This is a genomic window from Streptomyces cinnabarinus, assembly GCF_027270315.1.
Classification (GTDB): domain Bacteria; phylum Actinomycetota; class Actinomycetes; order Streptomycetales; family Streptomycetaceae; genus Streptomyces; species Streptomyces cinnabarinus.
The window spans coordinates 2,995,927-3,020,239 of sequence record NZ_CP114413.1 but is presented as its reverse complement, the minus strand read 5'-3'; the positions used below and the strand labels follow the sequence as shown (position 1 = coordinate 3,020,239).

Here is a 24,313-nt window from a genome sequence, read left to right as displayed (position 1 = left end):
CCCTGGCCCCTATCGTCGGACACTCCACCCGCGTTACCTCAACTGATTAACCCAACGAGGGTGCGCTACGAGCGAAAGGCCCCCGGATGGGTCTGCTCCCGCACCGACACGAACTGCTGTCGCACCGCCTGCCCCACCGCCAGCTCCTCACCGGGATCCAGTACCTGGGCCGCCGGGCCCTGCCAGAGCGGCGGGGTCCGCGCGTCGAGCATGCCCTGCGACGCGCCGAGCGCCCAGGCGGCCTGCCGGGCGGCACCGATCGCCGCGTAGTCCGCGGGCTGCGGTACGACGACCTGGGCGCCGAAGATCGACGGCGCGGAGGACTGCACCGCGGGCAGCTCGGCGGCCGCCCCCAGCAGGAAGACCCGCCGCACCTCGACGCCCCGGCCGCGCAGTACGTCGAGCGCGTCCGCGAGCCCGCACAGCATGCCCTCGAACGAGGCCCGCGCCAGGTGCTCCGGCCGCATCGCCTCCCGCCTGAGCCCGGCCAGCGTGCCGGCGGTGTGCGGCAGGTTCGGCGTCCGCTCGCCCTCCAGATAGGGCAGAAACACCAGCCCGTGCGACCCGGGCGTCGACTTCATCGCCAGCTCGGACAGGCTCTCCAGATCGGGCACCCCGAGCAGCTCGGCGGTCCCGCGCAGGGTCCGTACGGCGTTCAGGGTGGTGACCACCGGCAGATGCATGCCGGTCGCGTCGGCCAGCGAGGTGATCATCCCGGTCGGGTCGTGCAGGGCCTCGGGGTGGATGGCCATGACCGAGCCGGAGGCGCCCAGCGACACCACGGCGTCCCCGAACCCGAGTCCGAGCCCGAACGCGGCGGCCATCGTCTCGCCGGTCCCGGCGGAGATCAGCAGCCCCTCGGGCGTCGTACCGGCCGCCTCGGCGGGGCCGATGACCTCCGGCAGCATGGCCTGGTGACCGAGCGCCAGCTCGACGAGGTCAGTGCGGTAGCCGCCGGTGGCGGCGGACCAGTACCCGGTGCCGGAGGCCCCGCCGCGGTCGGTGGTACGGCGCACCGGGCGCCCGAGCAGCTGCCACACCAGCCAGTCGTGGGCCTGGAGCAGGACGGCGGTGCGCAGGGCGTTGTCCGGCTCGGTCTTGTTCAGCCAGCGCAGCTTGGTCACCGGCTGCGCGGCCTGCGGAACGCATCCCACGGCCTGCGCCCACGCCTCGCGCCCGCCGAGCGCGTCGATGAGATCGGCCGCGGCGACCTGGGCCCGCTTGTCGCCGCCGACCATCGCGGGGCGGGTGGTGTTGCCCTGGGAGTCCAGTGGCACGACGGCGTTCTGCTGCGAGGAGACGCCGATGGCCTGCACGCCCTCCAGCAGGCCCCCGCCGGCGGCCTCCCCGAGGGAGAGCAGCCAGGCCTGGGGATCGACGTCGGAGGGCCGCCCTTCGACCGGATGCGGCGCATACCCCTGCCGGAGCACGGCTCCGCTGTCCGCGTCGCAGACGACGATTCGAGTGAACTCGGGCGAGCTGTCCAACCCGGCGACTATCCCCATGGCGAAAATTCTATGGGTCACAGGTCGTAGGGGCGTGCGTGCCGGGGCACGCTGTCGTCCCGGGGGGCGTTCAGGTGTTGCTCGTGCCCCAGTCGTCCTCGACCGCACCGTTGGGGTGGCGGTCGCGCAGGTGCCGCACGCGCTGGCTCACGGACTGCGGGACGTGGTCGCCGACCTTGTCGCTGACCGCGTGGTAGGCCTTGCCCGCGTACACCCGGCCCTGCTGGGCCGCCGTCTCCGCGGTGTTGCGGACCGCCGGGTTCTGCGCCACCTGACGCGCCGACTTCTTCAGCTGTTCGTAGCGTTCGCGCCCGGCGCGCGTGCCGAGCACGTAACCCAGAGCCAGCCCGACGACGAACGTGAGCTTGTAGCGCATGGCGGCCAGCCTTCCCTCGTGGGAGTACCGATTGGCGGAGCACCCCCCTGCTTGCGCTAATGTATGTGTCGCAGCGAGCGCCCGCCCCCTGGCGAATACCCAGGTAGGTACGTTCGATGCAACGAGGCATTCCTCCGTAGCTCAATTGGCAGAGCAGCCGGCTGTTAACCGGCAGGTTACTGGTTCGAGTCCAGTCGGGGGAGCTCGGTCCTCCGTAGCTCAATTGGCAGAGCAGCCGGCTGTTAACCGGCAGGTTACTGGTTCGAGTCCAGTCGGGGGAGCAGGTTGAAGAGGACCCTCCGGGGTCCTTTTTCATGTCCTGTTTCAGCCGTCCCGGAACCGCTCGGGGCGCGCTGAAGTCCTTCAGGGCATGCGTAGTCGACCATCCGAAGCAGGAGATCGTATGAGCGGCTATGCTGCGGCAGACGGCGCGTACAAATGTGCGCGACACGCCGCTATGGGGCGGTAGCTCAGCCGGTTAGAGCAGCGGACTCATAATCCGTCGGCCGTGGGTTCGAGTCCCACCCGCCCCACCACGCACCCTTCGTGCAGAAACGATCTGACCTGTGGCGCAGGTCTCAGATCGCAGTCCTGGGGGACGGGGGCCCGGTGAGTGCGTTCAGGTTTCGGCTGCTCGTCACCTCCTACGCCGTGTCCGCCTACGGCAATTACCTCAACCTCATCGCGCTGAGCCTTTTCTCCTACGAAGTCACCGGCACCGCCTTCGGTATCGGGGCCGTGATGGCGCTCAGGCTGCTCGCGGGCGTCGTGGCCGGGCCGGCCGCCGGAGCGGTCATGGCGCGGCTCGGGCGGCGTGGCGTGATGATCGGCGCCGATGCCGCGCAGGCCGGCGCCATGACCGTGCTCGCGGTGTGCGGGGCGCGGACGCCGTTATGGGTGCTCGGGTGCGCCGTGGTCGTGCTCGGGGCCGGGAACACCTGCTTCAGCGTCGCCCTGCGCAGCGCGGTCCCCGTCATGGTCGGGCAGGAAGGCCGGGCGCACGCCAACGGGCTGCTGGTCACCGCCCGTTCCCTCGCCACCGTCCTCGGCTTCGCCTCCGCCGCCCCGGTCATCGCCCACGGCGGCTACGGCACCGCGTTCGCCGTCAACGCCGCCAGCTTCGTGGTGTCCGGGGCGGCCCTGTTGGTGCTCCGGCCGCGCACCGAGGAGGAGTCCCCGGGCGAGGCGGCCGAATCCTCGCCGGGGCTTCCGTGGTGGCGGGCCTGGGCCGGGGTGCCCGCGCTGCTGCTCGGGCTCATCGCGCTGCGCGGCACGGACGCGCTGGCCTCCTCCTCGCACAACGTTGCCCTGCCCGTCGTGGCCGAACTCGCCGAGGCGTCGGATCCCGCGCTGTACATGAGCCGGTTCTGGGCCGCCTGGGCGGTCGGCACCGTCCTCGCCCACCAGGTGCTCAAGCGGGGCGGGACGGCGCGCGGCGAGCGGGCCTTCGCGCTCGGCACCTGCGCGATGTCCTGCTCCTTCGTCCTCGCCTTCACCGGACTGCCCGCCGTGGGGCTGATGCTGGCCGCCGCCGCTGCCGGCTTCGCCGACGGCTGGACCGAGATCGTCTACACCTCGCGCCTCCAGGCCACCGGGGACCGGGAACGCGGGCGGCTGTTCGGGCTGTCCGCCACGGCGGAACAGGCCGGCTTCGCGCTGGGGACCGTCGTCGCCGCCGCGGCCCTGGAGTCCCTGTCGCCGCTGACCGTCGTCGCGCTCTTCCACGGAACCGCCGTGTGCGGGGCGCTGGCCCTGCTGTTCGCCTCCCGCGCGGGGCGCGTCGACCGGAAAACCACCGGCATGCGCTACACGAGAGACGAACCGATGTGCCAGGCACCGACAGAGGAAGAGGGGACGCATGGAACGCGTACGGGGGACGGCCGTCTGCCAGGGGCCTGAGCCGGAGCGGGACGCCTCGGATCCACGGGACGCGGTGGCGGCGCTGCTGCGGGCGGCGGAGACCGCGGCGGGCGCCGGGGTCGTCACCGTCGCCGCCGACGGGTCCACCAGCCGCCTCAGCTACCCCGAACTCCTCCTGCGCGCCCGCCGGCTGCTCGGCGGGCTGCGCGAGCGCGGGGTGGGCCGCGGGGACGTCGTCGTGCTGTGCGGGCTGCCGCTCGCCGACTTCTTCCCCGCCTTCTGGGCCTGTGTCCTCGGCGGGATCCGGCCCGTCACCATCGCCGAGCCGCCCCTCGCGGGCTCGCCCGCGCGCGAACGCCTGCGGCACGCCGTCGCGTTACTGGACGACCCGCTCGTCCTCACGGAGGTGCACGAGCTCGCGGACGCCGCGCCCGCGCACGAGTACGCCGAACCCGACGGCTCCGACGTCGCCCTGCTGATGCTCTCCTCCGGCAGCACCGGCGCGCCCAAGGCCGCCCGGCTCACACACGAAGGGCTCGCCGACTTCGCCGCGAGCAGCCGCCGGATCCTGGACGTCGGCCCCGACGACACCATGGTCAACTGGCTCCCGGTCGACCACAGTGGGGCGTTCCTGCTCTACCACCTGCTCGCCGTCTTCACCGGCTGCACCAACGTCCACGCGCCGACCGAGCGGGTGCTGGCCGACCCGCTGCGCTGGCTGGACCTGATGCACGAGCACCGGGCGCGGCACGGCTGGGCGCCGACCTTCGCGTATCGGCTGGTCGCGGACGCGCTGAAGGGGGAATCGCCCGACCGGACATGGGACTTGGGCTGTCTGAAGTCCCTCGTCTGCGGCGGCGAGCAGATCACGCTGCCCGTCATGCGCGACTTCCTCGACGCGACCTCGGGCTACGGCGTCCGCGAGGGGCACATCGTCCCGGCCTGGGGCATGGCGGAGACCGTCACCGGCGTCACCTACGGCCGACTCGACCGGCCCGGGACCGTGCAGCGGCTGCTCAAGAGCAGCCTCGGCGGCGACCTCCTGCGCGCCGACGACTCGACCCCGGACGAGGAGACCGTCACCTTCGTCGCCGCCGGGGCGCCCGCGCACGGTGTCACCCTGCGCATCGTCGACGACCACGGCGACCTCGCCCCCGACGGCCGCGTCGGCCGCCTCCAGGTCCGCTCGCCCGCCCGCCTCACCCCGGGCTACGTCGACAACCCGGAGGCCGACGCCGCGGCCTTCCCCGCCGGACGGGACTGGCTGGACACCGGCGACCTGGCCTTCCTCGACGCCGGTCAGGTCATCGTCACCGGCCGCCGCAAGGACCTGATCATCCTCAACGGCCACAACGTCCACGCCCATGAGGTGGAGGAGGCCGCCGGAGCCGTCCCCGGGATCCGGCCGGGCGAGGTGGCCGCCTGCGGCATCCCGCACCCAGTGCGCGGGACCGAGGAACTGGCGGTGTTCTTCGTCAGCCGGGGTGGTGAGGAGGACGTCCGGATCGGGCGTGAGGTGCGGGCCGCCCTGTACACGCGGCTACGGCTCACCGCCGCCCATGTGGTGCCCGTCCCGGCGCGGGACTTCCCGAGGACGCCCGCGGGGAAGGTGCGGCGGGCGGAGCTGCGGGAACGGCTCATCGCGGGGGAGGCGACCGTCCCACGGGTCGATACGGGCGCCGTCGCGCGCGTCGTACGGGAGGAACTCGCCGCCCTCCTCGACCGCCCGGCCGACGCGCATACGCCGTTCTACGAACTCGGCCTGACCTCCGTCCTCGTCGTACGGCTGCGGGCGCGGCTGGAGGAGCGGCTCGGGGTGGAGATCCCGCAGACGGCCTTCTTCGAGCATCCGACGGCCGCCGCGCTGGCGGCACATCTCGGGGCGGCCCCCGGGACGGACGTACGCCCGGAGACGCCACGGGAGTCCGCTGCCGCTGACGACCGCCGTGTCGCCGTCATCGGGATGGCCCTGCGCTTTCCCGGCGCGGACACGGTCGACGGGTTCTGGGCGAACCTGCGCGACGGAGTCGACAGCGTCCGGGTCTTCGGGGAGGCCGGGCCCGAACGGGTGCCGGTCGCCGGGGTCCTGGACGGGGTCGAGGAGTTCGACGCCGAGTTCTTCGGGATGAGCCCCAAGGAGACCCGGCTCACCCATCCCGCGCACCGGCTGTTCCTGGAGTGCTGCCACCGGGCGCTGGAGGACGGCGGGCACGCGGCGGCCGAACCCGGGACCAGGATCGGCGTGTTCGCGGGTTCCGGCATGAACCTCTACGACCACCAGCAGGTCACCGAGGCGGCTTCGGCCGTGGACCCCGCGACCGGTATGCAGAGCGCCATCGGTACCCGGCCCGACTTCCTCGCCACCCGGGTCGCCTACCGGCTCGGGCTCACCGGACCGGCGATCGGCGTGCAGACCGCCTGCTCCACCTCACTGGTCGCCGTCCACCTCGCCGTCCAGGCCCTGCTGAACGGGGAGACCGAGCTGGCGCTCGCCGGGGCCGCGGCCGTGCATCTGCCGCAGCAAAGCGGCTACCGCACCCACCCCGGCTCCATCCTGTCGCCCAGCGGCCGCTGCCGGGCCTTCGACGCGGACGCCGACGGCACGGTCGGCGGCAACGGCGTCGCCGCCGTCCTGCTCAAACGCCTCGACCGGGCCCTCGCCGACGGCGACACCGTGCACGCGGTCATCCTCGGCTCGGCCGTCAACAACGACGGCGCGGGCAAGGTCGGCTTCACCGCCCCCGGCGTCACCGGGCAGGTGGAGGTCGTACGGCAGGCCCTCAGCAGGGCGGACGTCGCCGCGGAGACGATCTCCTACGTCGAGGCCCACGGCACCGGCACCCGGCTCGGCGACCCCGTGGAGTTCGCGGCGCTCGGCCGGGCCCTCGGCGAGGGCACCCGGCGCACCGGCTTCTGCGCCGTCGGCTCGGTCAAGCCGAACATCGGGCACCTGGACAGTTGCGCGGGCATGGCGGGGCTGATCAAGACGGTGCTCATGCTCCGGCACCGGACGCTGGTCCCCACACTGAACCTGACCCGGCCCAATCCTGAACTGCGTCTCGATAACGGTCCGTTGAGCCTCGCGACCGAGTTGCGGGCCTGGTCCGTCCCGGAAGGCGCTCCCCGCCGGGCGGGCGTCAGTGCCCTCGGGGTCGGTGGCACCAACGCGCATGTCGTCCTGGAGGAGGCACCAGCGCGGGCGCCGGGTCCCGCCCGTGAACTCCCGGTCCTGGTACCGGTGTCGGCGACCGACGAGAAGGCGCTCGCCGAGTTCACCGACTCGGTCGCCGACCACCTGCGTCGGCGGCCGGAGCTCGCGGCCACCGAAGTGGCGGCGACCCTGGCCCTCGGCCGCCCGCACCGCGCCTTCCGGGCGGCCGCAGTGGGCCGTACGGCGGCGGAGCTCGCGCGATCGCTGACCGAACGGGCGCCGGAGCGGGGCGCGTCGGGCTCTGTCGGCGGCCCGGTCGGCTTCACCTTCGCCTTCGCCGGGCAGGGCAGCGCGCGCCGGGGCATGGCGAGCGGGCTGTACGCCACCCACCCCGTCGCCCGGCGGGTCCTCGACCAGTGCCCGGACGACCTGCTGTCCCTCCTGCTGGAGGAGAAGCCCACCGACCAGGTCTGGCCCACCGACACGGCCCAGGCCGCCCTCTTCGCCCACCAGGTGGCGCTCGCCGAGGTGTGGCGGGCCGCCGGGGTCGAGCCCGCGCTGCTGTTCGGGCACAGCGTGGGCGAGTACGCGGCGCTGTGTGTGGCCGGGGCGCTCGACGTGGCGGACGGACTGCGGCTCACCGCTCTGCGCGGGCGGCTGATGCACACGCTCAGCCCGGTGGGCGGCATGCTCGCCGTGCGGGCGGAGCGCGCGGAGGCGGAGCGGGTGGCGCTGGCGGCCGGAGCGGAACTCGCCGCCGTCAACGGACCGCGCTCGCAGGTGATCTCGGGGTCGCCGCAGGCCCTGGAGGCGGTGGCCCGGCTGCTGGACGCGGAGGGGCTGCGCTGGCGGGCGCTGTCGGTGGACCGGGCCTTTCACTCCGCCGCCGTGGACGAGGCGCTGCGGGAGTTCCGGTCGGAGGCCGAGCGGGTGACGTACCGTCCGCTGCGCACCGCGCTGGTCACCACCGCCGACGGTGCGTGGCGGCCCGAGGGACGGACCGTCGGCGTCGACTATCTGCTCCGCCAGGCCCGGCGGCCGGTCCGGTTCGACCTCGCCATGGCCACGGCCGTCGAACGCGGTCACCTCGACTTCGTCGAGATCGGCGCCGGGGACACGCTCACCGGTCTGGGTCTGCACTGCGTTCCGAACAGCCGTTGGCTGAGCGGACAGGGCGGGGGAGCGGGCGCCGTGGAGCAGGCCGGCGGGGTGCTGGCGGGGCTGGGGGCGGCGTACGAGCGGGGTGCGGAGCTCGACTGGCGGGCGGTCACGGCGGACAGCGGGCGGATCCCGCTGCCGGGGCATCCGCTGCGGGCGAGCCGGGTCGTGGCGGAGCCCGTCGTTGCCGCCGCTGCCGAGGCTTCCGGTGAAGTGCTCAATGGCGTACGGGAGTTGGCCGCCGAAGCACTCGGCACTCCGGTCGCCGACGTCACTCCCGACCGCTCCTTCTTCGAACTGGGCGCGGACTCCCTCGCGTTGATGGGGATGACGACCCAGTTGGAGAAGCGGTACGGCGTGCGCGTGCCGGTGCGTGAGCTGTTCGACTCCGCCGATACGCCGAGGAAGCTGGCGGAGCGGATCGGAGGAGGGGAGGCTTCGGCACCGCAGCCGGAGCCGCAGCCCGAGCCGCAGCCCGTTCCCGAGGAGCCGCCTTCTGATCTGCGTGACCTCTTCGGCGAGCAGCTGGAGCTGGCCCGGAAACTGGCCGACCAGGTCACCGGAGTGATCAACCGTCAGCTGGACATACTGGCCGCCCCGCGGGCACCGGAACCGCAGCCCGTGAAAGCGGTGACCGGGCAAACGGTGACCGAGCAGACCCCGTTCACCCCCACCACCGGCCCCGACTTCAGCCTCTACTTCTTCGGCGACTACCCCGAGGACACCGCCCACGACAAGTACGGCCTCATCATGGACGCGGCCGAGTTCGCGGACCGTCAGGGCTTCCACGGGCTCTGGTTCCCCGAGCGGCACTTCAACTCCTTCGGCGCGCTGTTCCCCAACCCCTCCGTGCTGGCCGCCGCGCTCGCCGCGCGGACCAGCAGAATCCGGCTGAACGCCGGTTCGGTGGTGCTGCCGCTGCACCATCCCGTGCGGGTCGCCGAGGAGTGGTCGGTCGTCGACAACATCTCCGGCGGCCGGGCGGGCCTGTGCGTGGCGAGCGGCTGGCACGCCGCCGACTTCGCGCTCGCGCCGGAGAACTACGGTCGGCACCGCGAGGTGATGTACGAACGGCTGCAGACGGTACGGGAGTTGTGGTCGGGCCGGGCGGTCCCGGTGATCGCGGGCGACGGCGCCCAGGTCGACGTACGGCTGCACCCGCGCCCGATCCAGGCCGAACTGCCCCTGTACGCGGCTGTGGTGGGCAACCCGGACAGCTATCGCCGGGCCGCCGCCGAGGGGCTCGGGGTGGTCACCAACCTGATGACGCAGACCGTCGAGCGGCTCGCCGAGAACATCGCGCTGTACCGGCGTACCCGCCACGAGCACGGGCTCGATCCGGCGGCCGGGCGAGTCGTGGTGCTGGTGCACACCTACCTCGACGAGGACGGCGAGCGGGCCCGGGCGGAGGCGTACCGGCCGTTCGTGTCGTATCTGCGCTCCTCGCTCGCCCTGTTCGACCAGGTCACCAACAGCCTGGGCTTCGACGTCGACCTGGCGAACACCCCCGAGGAGGATGTGGAGTTCCTGCTCGGGCGGGCCTATGAGCGCTACTGCGACTCCCGCGCGCTGATCGGCGACGAGCGCACGGCCGCCGAGGCGGTGGGCCGGCTGGTGGCGGCCGGTGCCGATGAGATCGCCTGCTTCGTGGACTTCGGGGTGCCGAGGGAGAAGGTGCTGGCCGGGCTGCCGGTGCTGGACCGGGTCCGGCGGCACACGTACGCCTCGGAGGCGGCGGCCCCGGCGCGTCGTCGCCGTACGCCCCTGTCTCCCGCCCAGCGCCGCATCTGGTTCCTCGAACGGCTGCACCCGGGCACCACCATGTATTGCGAGCCGAAGGCGATCCGCCTCGACGGGCCGCTCGACCTGCCCGCCCTGCGCGAGGCGCTGCACCGGGTGGCCGACCGGCACCCCGCGCTGCGCACGGTGTTCGGGGAGGCGGACGGCGTGCCCTACCAGGAGATACGCCCCGACGTCCGGCTGGACTGCCCGGTCGACGACCACAGCGGGGCGAGCGAGGAGGAGGCGCTGCGGGCCGTTCTCGCCACCCATGCCCACGGCATGGATCTCGCCGAAGGCCCGCTCGTCACCGCCCGGCTGCTGCGGCTCTCGCCGGAGCGGCATCTGCTCTTCCTGCTGGCCCACCACATCGTCTTCGACTCCTCCTCCACCGCCGTCCTCGCCCGCGACCTCGCCGCCCACTACCGCGGTGAGGAGCCCCCGCCGCTGTCCGAGCCGCCCACCCCCGAGAGCCCTGATCCGGCCGAACTCGCCGCCTCCCTGGACTTCTGGCGCCGCGAACTGGCCGACGCCCCCGAGCTCACCCTGCCCACGGACCGCCCCCGCCCCTCCGTCCGGACCGGCGCGGGCGCGAGCCTGACCCACTCCCTGGACGCCCGACTCGTCGACGGACTGCGGACGTTCGCCGCCGGGCACCGGGCCACCCTCTTCATGGCGCTGACCGGTGCCATCGGCGCGGTCCTCGGCCGGTACGCCGGACAGCGCGAGGTGGTGCTCGGCACCGCGGTCGCCGCCCGGCCGCCGGGCGCCGAGGACCAGGTCGGGCTCTTCCTCGACACCGTCCCGCTCCGTGTCGACCTCGGCGGCGAACCGGACTTCCCGACGCTGCTGCGCCGGGTGCGCGACGGCAGCACGACGGCGTACGAGCACCGGCGCGTCCCCTTCGACGAACTGGTCGGCGCGCTCAACCCGCACCGCGACCCGGGCCGCAATCCACTCTTCCAGGTCATGGTCGAGTACGAGAACGAAGGCGGCGTCGACTTCGACCCGCCCCGGCTCACCGCCACCCTGCTCGACGTGCCCAGCGAGCGCGCCCCCTTCGACCTCAGCGTCTATCTGACCCACCACGCGGACGGACTGCGCTTCATGGTCGAGTACGACACGGCGCTCTTCGACGAGCCGACCGTGCGGCGCCTGGTGGACCACGTCGAGCGGGTGCTGCGCCGCGCCCTGGACACCCCCACCGCCCCGCTGACCGACCTCACGGACCCCGACCGGACCCTCCTCGCCCGGCTCGGGCACCTGGACGAGCCCGCCCCGGCCACCGGGGACACCCTGCACGGCCTGGTCGAGGGCCGGGCACCGGCTGCCGTGGCCCTCGTGACGGACGAACAACGTGTCACCTACGGCGAGTTGGCGGCGTCCGCCAACCGGCTCGCCCACCTCCTGCGCGGCCGGGGTGCCGGACGCGGGAAGCGGGTGGCGGTGCTGCTGCCGCGGGGACCGGAGCTGATCACGGCGCTGCTGGCGGTCCTGAAGAGCGGTGCCGCCTATCTCCCGCTCGACCCGTCCGCGCCCACCCCGCGACTGGCCGCCCTGCTGGCCGACGCGGACCCGGTCCTCCTGCTGACCTCGGGGGATCTGCGGGCCCGGCACCCCGGTCTCGGCACCGGGACGCACCTCGTCGAGGACACGGACCCCGCGCTGCCCACCGACCCGCCGGACGTAGAGGTCCGCCCCGAGGACCCGGCGTACTGCATCTACACCTCGGGCTCGACCGGCCGCCCCAAGGGAGTCGTCGTCCCGCACCGGGGCCCCGCCAACCTGGTCCGCGCCCACCTCGCCGCGCATCCGCCGCTGCGCACGCTCCAGTGGACCTCGCCCTCCTTCGACGTGAGCGTGCAGGAGATCTTCACGACGCTGGCCTCCGGGGCGGAACTGGTCCTGATCGACGACGAGTCGCGGTACGACCCGGCGGCCGTCGCGGAGTCGGCGCGGCGGCACGAGGTGCAGCGGATGTTCATGCCGTGCACCCCGCTCCGGTATCTGATGGAGACCGGGCCCCGGCTGCCCGCGCTGCGCGAGCTGTTCTCGGCGGGCGAGGCGCTCCAGCTCACCGACGCCTTCCGCCGCTTTCTCGCCGGGCACCCCGAGTGCGCGCTGTACAACCAGTACGGGCCGACGGAGACGTCCGTCATCGTCACCTCGCATCGCGTGGACCCCAGGGGCGAGACCCTGCCGCCCATCGGCAGGCCGGTCCCCGGCGCGCGCATACTGCTGCGGGATCCGGCCGGGCGGGCGGTGCCGGCGGGGGCCGTCGGCGAGATCCACGTAGGGGGAGTCCCGGTCGCCGCCGGCTATCTGAACCGGCCCGGGGAGACGGCCGCGGCCTTCGTGGACGGCGGCACGCTGTACCGGACCGGGGACCTGGCGCGCTGGCGGACCGACGGCGCCCTCCAGTACTGCGGGCGCGTCGACGACCAGGTCAAGATACGCGGGCATCGGGTCGAACCGGCCGAGGTGCAGGCGGCGTTGGCCGCACTGCCCGGGGTGCGGGACGCGGCGGTCGTACCGCGTCGGGACCGGCACGGGGAGAGCGAGCTGGTCGCCTATGTCGTCGGGGCGGATCCGGCGCCGCTGCGGGCCGCCCTCGCCGCCGAGGTGCCTGAGCATCTGGTGCCCGGGCGGTGGGTGGCCGTGGAGCGGCTGCCGGTGAACGCCGCCGGGAAGCTGGACCGGGCCCGGCTGCCCGAGCCCACCGGAGCGGCGACGGCCGAGGCGGAGCCCGGCACCCCGTTGGAGAAGGCGCTGCACGAGCTGTGGTGCGAGGAGCTGGGTGTGGCGCGGGTGCCGGTGACCCGCCCGTTCTTCGAGCTGGGCGGCCACTCGCTCGGCGCGATCCGGTTGCTGCACCGGATGGCGGCGGAGCTGGCCGTCGAGGTGACGATGGCCGACTTCTTCCGGGCGCCGACGATCAGGGGCGTCGCCTCCCGGGCCGCGGCCGGGCGCGTGACGGCGACCGTGCCGCTGACCTCGACCCTGCGCAGGCTCTGGCGCCGGCACCACGAGCGCACCGACCCTTCCGTCTACAACGTCGCCCACCGCATCGACCTGCACGGGGAGTTGGACGTAGAGCGGCTGCGCGGCGCGCTGACCGAGCTGGTGCGGCGGCACGACGCCTTGCGCGCCAGGTGCACCGAGCGGGTGCTGGAGGTGCTGGCGGAGGTTCCGGTCGAGGTTCCGGTGGCGGAGGTCGCCGACGCCGACCGGTGGTGCGAGGAACACGCCCGGGTGCCCTTCGCCCTGGACCGCGCCCCGCTGTTCCGCTTCCGCCTGGCCCGGCTCGCCGAGGGCCGCTGGATCCTGCTGACGGTGTTCCACCACGCGGTCTGCGACGGCTGGTCGCTGGGCGTCCTCAGGGAGGAGCTGGGCGCGCTGTACGCGGGTGCCGAACTCCCGCCCGTCGCGGACCAGTTCACCGACTTCGCCCGCGACGAGCAGGAGCTGTCCCCGGCACGCGGGGCCGAGCTGGAGCGCTACTGGCGGACCGAACTCACCGGCGTCCCCCTGCGGTTGCCGCTGCCCTGTGACCACCCCCGCCCGGCCGCCCTCTCCGGCCGGGGCGCGCTGCACACCTGGACCGTCGGCGGCGAGACCCCGGACCGGATCGCCGCCACGGCCGCCCGTCTCGGCGTGACGCCGTACGCCGTGCTGGCCTCGGCGTTCGCGCTGTGGGCGGGCCGGCTGTGCGGGAACACCCAGGACGTCGTACTCGCCGCGTCCAGCGCGAACCGCACCCGGCGCGAGCGGGCCGGCACCGTCGGGCTGCTCGGGGACGCGGTGCTGATACGAGCACGCCGGACCGAGAACTTCGAAGACCTGGTGACCCAGCTGGCCGAGAGCCTGTTCACCGCCCTCGACCACCAGGAGCTGCCGCTGACCGAGGTCGTGGAGCTGGTGGAGCCGGGCCCGGAGCTGTTCCCGACCGTCCTGTTCACGGTGGTCACGACCCCGCCCCCGGTCCTCGAACTGCCCCCGCTGCGGACGCGTGTGACGGGCCTGCCCATGCCGGGCGTGGCACGCAACGAGCTGTACGTGGTGCTGGTGCCCGGGAAGGAGGGGATCGAGGTCACCTTCGAGTACTCGACGGACCTGTTCACCGCGGCGACCGTCGAAGGCTGGGCGCGAAGCTTCACGGCCCTGCTGGAAGAGCTAGCGTGAGAAGGTGCGCGTGCTGGTCGTCGAGGACGAGGAGCGGTTCGCGGCCGGGCTCAGGGACGGGCTGGAGGCCGAGGGCTTCGCCGTCGATGTCGCGCTCGACGGCGTCGACGGGCTGTGGCTGGCCCGCGAGCACGCCTACGACGCCATCGTCCTCGACATCATGCTGCCGCGCCTCAACGGCTACCGCGTCTGCCGGGAGCTGCGCGGCGCCGGGGACTGGACCCCGATCCTCATGCTCACCGCCAAGGAGGGCGAGTGGGACGAGATCGAGGGCCTGGACACCGGCGCCGACGACTATCTGACCAAGCCGGTCTCCTACGGCGTGCTCCTGGCCCGGCTGCGCGCCCTGCTGCGCCGCGACGCCCACCAGCGGCCCGCCGTGCTCACCGCCGGTGACCTGCGGCTCGACCCGGCGACCCGGACGGTCAGCCGGGCCGGACGGGACATCGAGGTGACGGCGCGGGAGCTGGCGGTCCTGGAGTTCCTGCTGCGCCGGGCGGGCGAGGCGGTCGCCAAGCGGACCATCCTCGACCAGGTGTGGGGCGACGACTTCGAGGGCGACCCGAACATCGTCGAGGTGTATGTGCGGCGGCTGCGCAACAAGGTCGACCGGCCCTTCGGCCGGCGGTCGCTGGTGACGGTCCGGGGGCATGGCTACCGGCTGGTGCGAGATGACCCCGGGGACCGGTGAGCAGGCCCGGCGGCAGCTGCGGGCCGTGCGGGTGCGGGCCACGGTCATCGCCGTGCTGGCGGTGGCGCTCGCGCTGGTCGCCGGGGGTGTCGCCCTGGTCCTGGGGCTGCGCACCGAGCTGAGCAACGACGTCCGGGACGCGGCCCGGGACCGGGCCGGTGAGGTGGCCCGGGTGATCGAGGCGGGCCGCGGTGTGCCCACGCTGGCGGTGTCCGCCGACGACGAGGAGTTCCTCCAGGTCGTGGCCGCGGACGGGACGGTGGTGGCGTCCAGCGACAACATCGAGGGCCGCCCGCCGCTGGCCCGGCTGGCGCCCGGCGGCACCACGACGGTGGAGACCGGACTGGACGAGGACGCGTTCCTGGTCGTCGCGGTCGGCGCGCGGGACGGCGACCGCGCGCTGACGGTGCTGGACGGCCGGGCGCCCGCGGGGGTGGCCGAGGCGACGGGGACCGTGACCCGGCTGCTGCTGATCGGCGTTCCGGTGCTGCTGGTGCTCGCGGCCGCCGCGACCTGGGCGGCCGTAGGCCGGGCGCTCGGGCGGGTGGCCCGTGCCGAGGCCGCGCAGCGCCGGTTCGTCTCGGACGCCTCCCACGAGCTGCGCTCTCCGGTCGCGACGGTCCGCCAGCACGCCGAGGTGGCGCTCGCGCACCCCGCGCGGGCGGACGCGGCGGCGCTGGCCGGGACGGTGCGGGAGGAGGCCGTACGGATGCAGCGGCTGGTCGACGATCTGCTGCTCCTCGCCCGCGCCGACGAGAGCGCCCTCGCCACGACCCGGCGCCCCGTGGACCTCGACGACCTGGTCCTGGAGGAGGTACGGCGGCTGCGCGCGAAGGCCACGGACCTGACCGTCGACAGCACCGGCGTGGGCGCGGCCCGGGTCACCGGCGACTCCGACGCGCTGCGGCGCCTGGTCGGCAACCTCGGTGAGAACGCGGCCCGCCACGCCCGCACACGCGTGACGATCGCGCTGACGGACACCGGCGACGGGCAGGTGCGGCTGGCGGTGGAGGACGACGGCCCGGGTGTGCCGCCCGCCGACCGGAAGCGGATCTTCGAACGTTTCGTCCGGCTCGACGAGTCCCGGGTGCGCGCGGCGGGCGGCGCCGGTCTCGGCCTCGCGATCGTCGCGGAGGTGGCGGCGGCGCACCGGGGCCGCGCGGAGGCGGGGGAGAGCGCCTCGGGCGGGGCGAGATTCCTGGTGACGCTGCCGTCGGCGGGGGAGTGAGCGCCCGCCCGCCCGGTGATCTGCTCACCCACGGTTTCTGACAGCGCGTTCAGGGGCGTTCAGGGTTCGTTCAGCGGGTGTGCGGGAGGGTCTGTCGTACGGGGCCCGAGGTGAGGAGGCCGCCATGAACGATCGGCGGAGGCTGCTGTGGCCGGGGGCGGTGGCGGGGATCGCGGTGCTGCTGGCCGGGGCCTGTTCCGGGGACGCGGGGGCCGGGGAGTGCGTGCGGGTCGTCGACGAGGACACGGGGGAGACGGGCAAGGAGTGCCTGCCGCTGGCGCCTCGCGGCGACCGGGTGGATCTGGCCGAGCCGGTCTTCACCCACCCGACGCGGATCACCAACCCCCTGCACCCGACGGCGTTGGTGGACCAGGTGATCATGGGCGGCCAGACGGACGGGGAGGTGTTCCGGACGGAGGTGAGCGTGCTGCCGGGCAGCAAGACCATCACCTGGGACGGCACCTCGGTATCCGCCCTGACCTCGCAGTACGCCGCCTACTCCGACGGCCGGATCCACGAGGTCGCCCTCGACTGGTACGCCCAGGCGGACGACGGGTCGGTCTGGTACCTCGGGGAGGACGTCTTCAACTACGAGGACGGTGTCGTCGAGAACACGGACGGCACCTGGCAGGCGGGCCGGGACCGGGCCCCGGCGGCGATGATCATGCCGTCGGATCCGGCGGAGGGGGATGTGTACCGGCCGGAGAACCAGCCCGGGGTGGTGTTCGAGGAGGTCACGGTGAAGGCCGTGGACCGGACCGTCCAGGGGCCGTACGGAGAGGTGGACGGCGCGATCACCGTCACCGAGGTGCACATGGACGGCTCCACCGAGGAGAAGGTCTTCGCGCCTGGCTACGGGGAGTTCTCGACCGGCACGGAGGGCGGCGACCTGGAGGCGGTGTCGCTCGCGGTGCCCACCGACGCGGCGCCGGATCGTGCGGTGCCCGCCGAGCTGACCGCGCTGGACCGGGCGGCTCGGGCGGCGCAGGACGGCGCGGTGACGGACGGCGACGCGCGGGCGGTCCGGAGCGCCTGGCGGACCTACCTCGCCTCGGACGCGGTGCCGTCGCTGCTGTCGCGGCAGACGACCCGGGACGTCGAGGCGCTGACGGGGGAGGAGCCGGGTGAGGCGGCCCTGCGGGTCGCGCAGGACGTGGGGGATCTGCGACTGCGCTACGAGTCCCTACGGGCCGTGGATCTGGACCGGTTCGACCTGTGGGCACGGCAGTCGGGGATCGACGCGGAGGAGGGCGACGCGGGGGCGGTCGCGGGCGACGTCACCAGCATGGAACTGACCTGGCAACGCCTGCGGGACGACTCGGCGGCGGCGCGGCACGTCACGGCGACCCTGACGGAGGCCCGGGAGGCGGCGGACCGCAAGGACATGGGCACGGCCGAGCGCCTGGCCGCGGAGCTGAGCGCGGCGATCGCGGAGGTGAGGTAGGCCGCGGCGGGCTCAGGTGGCCAGCGGGTCCAGCTCCAGCGGCGCGATCTTGCCCTCCAGCATGGTGCCGAGACCCTGGACGGCGCACACGTCCGGCCGCTCGGCGATGTGCACGGGCATGCCCGTGGCCTGGCGCAGCATCTGGTCGAACCCGGGCAGCAGCGCGCTGCCGCCGACCATCATGATCCCCCGGTCCGCGAGGTCGGCGACCAGATCGGGCGGGCAGTCCCGCAGCACCTTGCCGATCCCGTCGAGCACGGCGGTGAGCGGGGTCTGGATGGCGTCCCGTACGGCGGCGGTGTCGACCTGGACCGAGCGGGCCAGGCCGGTGGCGACGTCCCGGCCGTGGATCTCCGTCGACGCCGGCCCGTGCGGGGTGAGCCCGTTGCCGGACAGGGCGAGCTGGAGCGGCCGTACCGACTGGCTCGGCAGCACCAACTCGTGCTGGTGGCGCAGGTGCTGGACGATCGCGTGGTCCACGGCCTCGCCGCCGACCGCGATCCGCTCGGCGGTCACGATCGAGCCGAGGGAGAGCACGGCGACCTGGGTCGCCGCCGCACCGCACACCATGACCATCGTGGCCTCTGGCTGCTCCACGGGCAGCCCGCAGCCCACGGCCGCCGCGATCAGCGTGTCCACCAGCTCCACCCGCCGTGCCCCGAGCCCGACCAGCGTCTCGATGGCCGCGCGCTGCGCCAGCGGATCGGCGTCGTGCGGGGTGCAGGCGGCGGCCCGCAGCCGCGGCTTGCGGCGCAGGGCGCGGCGGATCTTGTCGCCGAGAAGGTGCCGCAGCATGCGCTGCGCCATCTCGATGTCGACCACCGTGCCGCCGGAGACGGGACGGACGACCCGGATGTAGTCGGGCGTACGGCCGGTCATCTTCTCCGCGAACTCGCCGACCGCGATCAGCGCGCCGGTCCGGGTGTTCACGGCGGCGGCGGAGGGCTGGTCGACGACGAGCCCGGCCCCCTTCACGTACACCCGCGTCCTCGCCGCGCCCAGGTCGACGGCGAAGTGGCAGCGGCGCAGCTGCTCCAGACTGGCGGTCATGGCAGGCCTCCCGAGAGCGTGGGCCGCCGGGCGGCGGGCCTCACTGGAATCGTGCGGGGGCGTGGGGAGGGGGCGCGTGTTGTGGTGGGCCGGGTGGGGCGCCGCTGAATGGGGGGTTTTGTCGCTTATGTCCTTTGTGAATGTTCTGTCAGGTCAGCGGGAGCGGGCGGCTTCGAGGAGTCGGGTGAGGCTGGGTGTGAGCAGCACCTTGCTGTCCGCCGCGAGGAGTTGGCGCCGGGTCCTGCTGGTCGGCGCGTAGCCGATGAACGGCAGGCCGATGCTGCGAGCGGCCGCCTGTTCGGCGACGGTCGAGGCGATCAGGACACAGGCGGCGGCGGGCGCTGCGAGCGCCTCCAGCAGGACGTGCGGATGGGGCATCAGCCGGGTGAGGTCGGAGGAACGGCCGTACACACCCCCCGGCACATGGTCGATCAGGCGGCCTCGCCGCAGGTACCACGTGACCGCTTCCGTAGCTCGGTCGGTCACCACGGCCGGTCGGGCCCCGCTCGCCTCCAGCGCTGTGAGCAGGTCGTGCGAGAGAGGGGTGGGGCGTGCGGTACGAGCCGCCCGGCTGTCGTGCGAGTCCACCACCGCGCGAACCTCATGGGCCAGCTTGTGTCCGGCGAACGCCCGCAACAGGTTGAGGGTGTCGGGGTGGTCCGTCGGCCTGGTCGACGGCAGCGGCTGCCCGGACAGCGCATCCACGGGGTCGCGTTCCTGCACGAGCATATGTGCGACGTCCCGCAGCACCTCCCGCTCCTCGTCCGTCCTGTACAGCCGGGTCAGGACTTCGTCGAATCCGACCAGTACGCACTGCGCGTTGCGGATCAGCCTGTGCACCGTGCGCTGGGCGGTGCCCGACTGGATCACGGTGGGCCTGCCGAGTGTGCGGGGCAGGGTCCAGCGCAGCGCGTACCCGGGCACGCTCCATTGCGCCAGGGCTTCCTTGAGCGGGCTCTTGCCGGCTGTCGCGGTGGCCAGCACATCGGTCAGCATCCTGGCCAGGTCGAGTCCGGGGCTCCCGGCGGCCTTGAGCGGGTCCTCCACACGCCACGACACGGACGCCCCCGCCACCCCGAGGCGCGAGAGATGGCGCTCTCGTAGATCGACCTCGAAGTAGCGCCACCCGGCGCGGACGGCGGCGGACGCCTCCCGGACGGAGGGCGAGTCCGCGAAAGCGAGACCGCCGTCCGCGACGGAAAGGACGATGACGTGGTCCGAATCCACGGGTCGGGGGATCTCCCCGTCGTACGGCAGGGGGAAGGGCCCGCGCACCGCCCGCCCCTCCGGCGCCAGGCGCACGCCGACGGGCCGGTCCATCAGGCAGTACCACGCGCCGCCCCCGCTGAACTGGCGGAAGCCGTGCGGGTCGACGGCCGCGTTGTCGATGACCTCCACGTAGTGCCAGAACTCCGACACCGCGACGATCGCCTGCGCTTCGGAGGTGTCCAGCGCAGCCCTGACCATGCCGAAGTCCGGCCGGTCGCTGGAGATCTCGGTGCCGTCGGCAAACTCGTGCGCCTCCCAGAAGGTGACGCAGAGCCGCAGGCCGCCGAGGGCGGACAGATGCGTGGACAGCGCGTCCATCGTCGCCCGGAACAGCGGGGCCGCGTCCACGTACGGCGCCATGCGCACGGTGACGGCGGAGTTGCTCCGCATCAACAGATAGTCGGTCGTCGCGGCGAGACTGCCGGCCGTGACCAACTCCCCGACCAGTTGGAGCAGGGCCGTCATCGCCCTGGCGGGCGGCCGTCCGTCCGCGAATTCGAAGCGCGCGAAGTCACGCTGCTCGGTCTCAGGTTCGTCGTCGCCCGTGTCCTCCTCCACCAGCAGCCGGTCCGGCTCGTCCTCACCGAGCAGCGGGGGATCCTCCTCGTACGCGGGTTCCTCCGGCCGGGACTGGGGGTCGTCCGTGAGCGCCTCGCGCAACTCATGGCCCAGAGACAGCAGTTCGGGGTTGTCACCCCCCGAGGCCTCGTAGTCCTCGAAGGCGTCCAGCGCCTCCTCCATCCGGCCCTGGCGCTGGAGTGCGATCACATACAGGCGGCGGAAGTCCTCCCGGGACGGGTGGGCGTGGACCAAGTCGGCGAGGTCGGTGGTGACGCGTTCGAACTCGCCCAGTTCCAGGTCGAGTTCGGCGCGAGTGGTGTAGAGGGACAGGCGCAGCTGGTGGAAGCGGGAGCGGGCGGCCGAGGCGGCGGGGCCGGGCACGCCGGACAGCACCTCGCCCTGCCAGAGGCTCAGGGCCTCGTCCATCGTGCCGCGGGCGGCGGCGAGTTCGCCGGTCGCGCGTTGCTTCTCCGCCTGTTCCACCAGTTTCTGGCAGGAGACGACGTCCACGAAGTCGGCGCTCGTGTGCAGGGCGTACCCGTCGGGCAGGGTGGCCAGCACGCCGGGCCCGAGGGCGTTGCGCAGCCGGGAGGCGTAGGAGCGGAGCAGGGCACCGGGATCGCCCTCGGGCCTCTGTCGCCCCCAGATGCCCTCGGTGAGCTGGGTGTGGGTCATCGGCCGGCCGTGGTGCAGGAGCAGCATGGCCAGCATGGCCTGCTCCCGCGGGGAGCCGGTGGCCAGCGGGCGCCCGGAGCCCCGGCGGGCGGAGACCTTGCCGAGGAGGGAGTAGTAGACGGGATCGTGGGCTTTCCACGCACGGCGGACGAACGCGTCGCGATGGAGTGCGCGCAGGCCTTCCCGCTGGTCCGCCAGGACGTCCGACGACAGGAGCCGCAGGGCGCGGGCGTAGGACGGGCGCATGGGTTCCGGCAGCACGCCCAGCTGATCGGCCGAGACATTCACCCCGGTCCGGGCGAGCGTGCCCGACGCCAGGCGGAACACCAGGTTGCCGAAGTCACGCAGGTCCTCGGAGTACGGCTCGGGGCCCACGGACCCCAGGCTGAACAGGGTCAGCCGTACCGTGCCGTCCGGCAGGAGCATGACCCGGTTGGTGTCGAGGAACCCGTGCGGGACCCCGGCCTCGTGCATCCCGGCGACCGCGCGGGCCAGTTGGGACACCGTCGACACCAGAAGCGGCGCGGGCAGCCGGTGACCGCCGGCCGAGTCGAGGGAGTCCAGCGCGACGCCGTCCACGTACTCCGTGACGAGGTACTGGTGTTCGTCCTCGACCCCGTAGTCGTGGACGGACACCACCTGCGCCGGACGGCTCGTCTCCAGCGCCTCCGCCTCCCGCAGGAAGAGCCGCACGCGGGCCGGATCGTGGAGCACGGGGAACCGCGACACCGCCACCGGCGCCCCGGTCACCATGTCCTCGGCCCGCCACAGGAACCCGCCCCCGCCGACCTGCTCAAGCAGCCGGTACCGCTTGCGCAACGACCGCTCCCGCCGCCCCACCAGCCGGTCCCGCGTCTCCACCTCCACCGTCGCGATCGGCGCGCTCCGGGGCTGCGTCACCGTTCCCGACGCCATCGGTGTGGTCGCCCGGATCTCGCCCGCCGCCGTCCCGGCCCGTTCGTCGATGAGAGCGCCCAGCCGGGAGAGGAGGTCCGTCGTCCCTCGTCGGGCGGTGCGCGGCAGGCTCCGCAGCAGCAACTCCCGCACGCCGGACCGGAACACGTAGCTTCCCGGCGGCCCGGAAACGCCCGTCAGCATGCCGCTGAGGATCACCTCCGCGAGATGCTGCGGCCGCGGCTCCGGCTCCAGGGCGGCCTGCACCAGCCGCATCACCGCCAGATCCGGCCGCCCGAGCGCCAGATGCCCCGCCAGCCGGACGGCCTCCGGAGAGGCCGAGGCACGGAACCGCAGCACCAGGTCCTCCGCCGACAGCGCACCGAAGTCCGTCCGGTCCGCCGGGTCCCCGGTCCGCACGCTCAGCCGGCCCACCGCCCCCGGGAACCCCTGCCCGCCGGGCGCGGCGATCAGCGCCGCCCAGTTCGCCAGCCAGCGCGGCCCCGGTTCGAGGACGGGCAGGGGCATCCCGGTCCCGGCCGCGGCCTCGTCGTACGGCAGGAACGACAGCGCCGAGTTGGGCGCCGCCGGATGCGGGGCGCTCAGGAGGCCGGGGGTTGTGGGCAAGGCCGTGTCCCGCCACAGGTGTTCCGGCAGGGGCTGGACCACGGCCAGCGGCATGCGGCGCGCCCAGCGGCGCAGAGTGGCGTACCAGCGGGTGCCGGCCGGGCCCGGTCGCCATTGCGGGCCCATGCAGTCGCTGATCAGCAGGGTGACGGTGCGGCCGTCGGCGGGGGCGTGGGCGTCGGGGTGGCGGACGGTGCCGTCCGGCTCGGCGCGGTGCGCGGTCACCGTGCGGAAGATGCCCGACTGGGCGAGCGTGGTGTGCAGTTCGCGGATCAGCGGGCGCCAGACCGGCATCGTGGGGCCGGTGTCGTAGAGGAGGTTCAGGCGCAGCCAGCGCTCCTGCGCGGGGCGCAGCACCGGCAGCCACCACTCGGGTCCGGCGCCCAGGCGGGCGATGCGGTCGGCGGTGGCCCGCTCGTCGAGTTCGAGCCGGTCGGGGGCGGCCGTGCGGCGCTTGAGCGGGCGCAGCGAGCGTTGCAGGGCGAGCGGGTGGTGGAGCATCGGCGGGGCGGGGGCCAGCAGCGCGGCGTGCGGTTCGGGGGCGGCGGCCGCAGCGGGCTTCGGCACCCGTGGCGGGGGTACCGGCGTGGGGAGGTGCAGCGGGGCCCGCGGGGCTTCCGGAGGGTCCTCGTCGTGCGGCTGTTCCACCGGGCGCGGCGGCTCCGGCGGTCGTACGGCGTCGTCCGGTGCCGTCGGAGGCTCCGGTGCCGCCGTCTCCCGGGGATCCTCCATGTGGCGGGCCAGCCACAGCAGTTCGGCCAGTTCGAGCGCGGTCGGGCGCATGCCGCCGCCCGCCTCGGCCAGTACGTCGGCCAGGCGGACCAGGGGCGATCGGCGGCGCTCAGAAGGCATCGGTGTGCTGGGCCTCCCCGAGGTAGGGCATGAGCCGCTCGGCGAGTTCGTCGAGGGAGTCGGCGCCGAGCTCGGCGGAGCGGGCCAGGTAGATGGCGTTCAGGAGCTGGTCGGTGGCCAGGTCGCCGCCGCCGACCCTGGACAGGAACCGGCTGATCAGGCTCTGCGCGTAGGCGTCGGGCTCCTCGTCGAAGTGGGCGCGGACGATGTCGGCGAGCCGGGCGTCGTCGGGCTGGCGCAGCCGCAGCGTGACACAGCGGCGCAGGAAGGCGGGCGGGAACTCGCGCTCGCCGTTGCTGGTGAGCACGACGAACGGGAACGCCTGGCAGCGCACCCGGCCGCGCTCCACCGGGACCCGCTGGTCGGTGCCGTGGACCAGCACCTCGGCGACGGGCGTGTCCCGGGCGCCGCGGATCAGCTCGGGGACCTCGTACTGGCCCTCCTCCAGCACGTTCAGCAGGTCGTTGGGCAGGTCCAGGTCGCTCTTGTCGATCTCGTCGATGAGCAGGGCGCGGGGACGTTCGTAGGGCAGCAGGGCGGTCCCGAGGGGGCCGAGGCGCAGATGGTCCTCGATGCCGGAGTCGGCGGGGGCGGTGGTGTGCCGGGCCGCGTAGAGGCGGGAGAGCGGGTCGTACTGATAGAGGCCGTCGTGCAGGGTGGAACGGCTGGTGATGTTCCAGCGCAGGACCGGGCCGAGGCGCAGTTCGCGGGCGACGGCGTAGACCAGGGAGGACTTGCCGGTGCCGGGCGGGCCGGTGACGAGCAGCGGGCGGCGCAGGTAGAGGGCGGCGTTGACGAGCTGGACCGTCTCCTCGGTGGCCCGGTAGGTCGCGGCGCGGTGCGTGCGGTCCGGGGAGACGGCGGCGGCGTCGGTGGTCGTGTCCGGCGAGGGGAGCGGCGGCCCGCCGTCGAAGGCCCGCCAGGGCGGGGGCGGCGGCAGCTCGGCGATGCCGTCGTGCGGCTCGTTGGTGCCGGTGTAGACGGGCCACAGGGGCATGGATCTTCTCTCCT

General features: G+C 73.8%; 10 protein-coding genes and 3 tRNA genes. 8 read left to right on the top strand and 5 right to left on the bottom strand.

All coding sequences use genetic code 11. The features are described 5' to 3' along the window. Positions 1 to 65: 65 nt before the first annotated feature. Both STRCI_RS13620 and STRCI_RS13615 read right to left on the bottom strand, forming a co-directional pair. A complete protein-coding gene (locus STRCI_RS13620; protein ID WP_269659188.1) occupies positions 66 to 1,505 on the bottom strand; it encodes a xylulokinase in 1,440 nt (479 codons plus the stop codon). A 70-nt stretch (positions 1,506 to 1,575) separates the two neighbouring features. Next, positions 1,576 to 1,881 carry a YtxH domain-containing protein gene (locus STRCI_RS13615; protein WP_269659187.1) on the bottom strand — a complete coding sequence of 102 codons (306 nt, stop codon included), beginning with the start codon at positions 1,879 to 1,881 and terminating at the stop codon, positions 1,576 to 1,578. Between the two features lie 130 nt (positions 1,882 to 2,011). On the opposite strand from STRCI_RS13615, the gene STRCI_RS13610 reads away from it, so the two are divergent. The 8 genes from STRCI_RS13610 (at position 2,012) to STRCI_RS13575 (ending at position 17,374) form a co-directional block, all read left to right on the top strand. Then, positions 2,012 to 2,084: transfer RNA gene (locus tag STRCI_RS13610), tRNA-Asn, on the top strand. 5 nt (positions 2,085 to 2,089) lie between these two features. Continuing rightward, positions 2,090 to 2,162: transfer RNA gene (locus STRCI_RS13605), tRNA-Asn, on the top strand. Positions 2,163 to 2,340: 178 nt separating this feature from the next. After that, positions 2,341 to 2,417: transfer RNA gene (locus STRCI_RS13600), tRNA-Ile, on the top strand. A 73-nt stretch (positions 2,418 to 2,490) separates the two neighbouring features. Continuing rightward, a complete protein-coding gene (locus STRCI_RS13595) occupies positions 2,491 to 3,780 on the top strand; it encodes an MFS transporter (protein WP_269659186.1) in 1,290 nt (429 codons plus the stop codon). Beyond that, positions 3,740 to 14,011: a non-ribosomal peptide synthetase/type I polyketide synthase gene (locus STRCI_RS13590; protein WP_269659185.1), complete on the top strand. Its 10,272-nt coding sequence runs from the start codon at positions 3,740 to 3,742 to the stop codon at positions 14,009 to 14,011. Before STRCI_RS13595 ends, STRCI_RS13590 begins: the two co-directional genes overlap by 41 nt. Before the next feature lie 4 nt (positions 14,012 to 14,015). Further along, on the top strand, positions 14,016 to 14,702 hold the full coding sequence (locus STRCI_RS13585) for a response regulator transcription factor (protein WP_041819985.1): 687 nt from the start codon (positions 14,016 to 14,018) through the stop codon (positions 14,700 to 14,702). Next, a complete protein-coding gene (locus STRCI_RS13580; RefSeq protein WP_269659184.1) occupies positions 14,662 to 15,930 on the top strand; it encodes a sensor histidine kinase in 1,269 nt (422 codons plus the stop codon). The genes STRCI_RS13585 and STRCI_RS13580 overlap by 41 nt, the downstream gene beginning before the upstream one ends. A gap of 124 nt (positions 15,931 to 16,054) precedes the next feature. Beyond that, entirely contained in the window at positions 16,055 to 17,374 is a 1,320-nt protein-coding gene (locus STRCI_RS13575) for a hypothetical protein (protein WP_269659183.1), read from the top strand. Between the two features lie 12 nt (positions 17,375 to 17,386). On the opposite strand, the gene STRCI_RS13570 is transcribed toward STRCI_RS13575, so the two are convergent. The 3 genes from STRCI_RS13570 to STRCI_RS13560 all read right to left on the bottom strand — a co-directional run bounded on the left by STRCI_RS13570 (position 17,387) and on the right by STRCI_RS13560 (position 24,299). Continuing rightward, positions 17,387 to 18,424: a rod shape-determining protein gene (locus STRCI_RS13570; protein WP_269659182.1), complete on the bottom strand. Its 1,038-nt coding sequence runs from the start codon at positions 18,422 to 18,424 to the stop codon at positions 17,387 to 17,389. Between the two features lie 153 nt (positions 18,425 to 18,577). Continuing rightward, positions 18,578 to 23,302 (bottom strand): SAV_2336 N-terminal domain-related protein, encoded by a 4,725-nt coding sequence (locus STRCI_RS13565; RefSeq protein ID WP_269659181.1) that lies wholly within the window; start codon positions 23,300 to 23,302, stop codon positions 18,578 to 18,580. Continuing rightward, a complete protein-coding gene (locus tag STRCI_RS13560) occupies positions 23,292 to 24,299 on the bottom strand; it encodes an AAA family ATPase (protein ID WP_269659180.1) in 1,008 nt (335 codons plus the stop codon). Before STRCI_RS13560 ends, STRCI_RS13565 begins: the two co-directional genes overlap by 11 nt. Positions 24,300 to 24,313 lie beyond the last annotated feature (14 nt).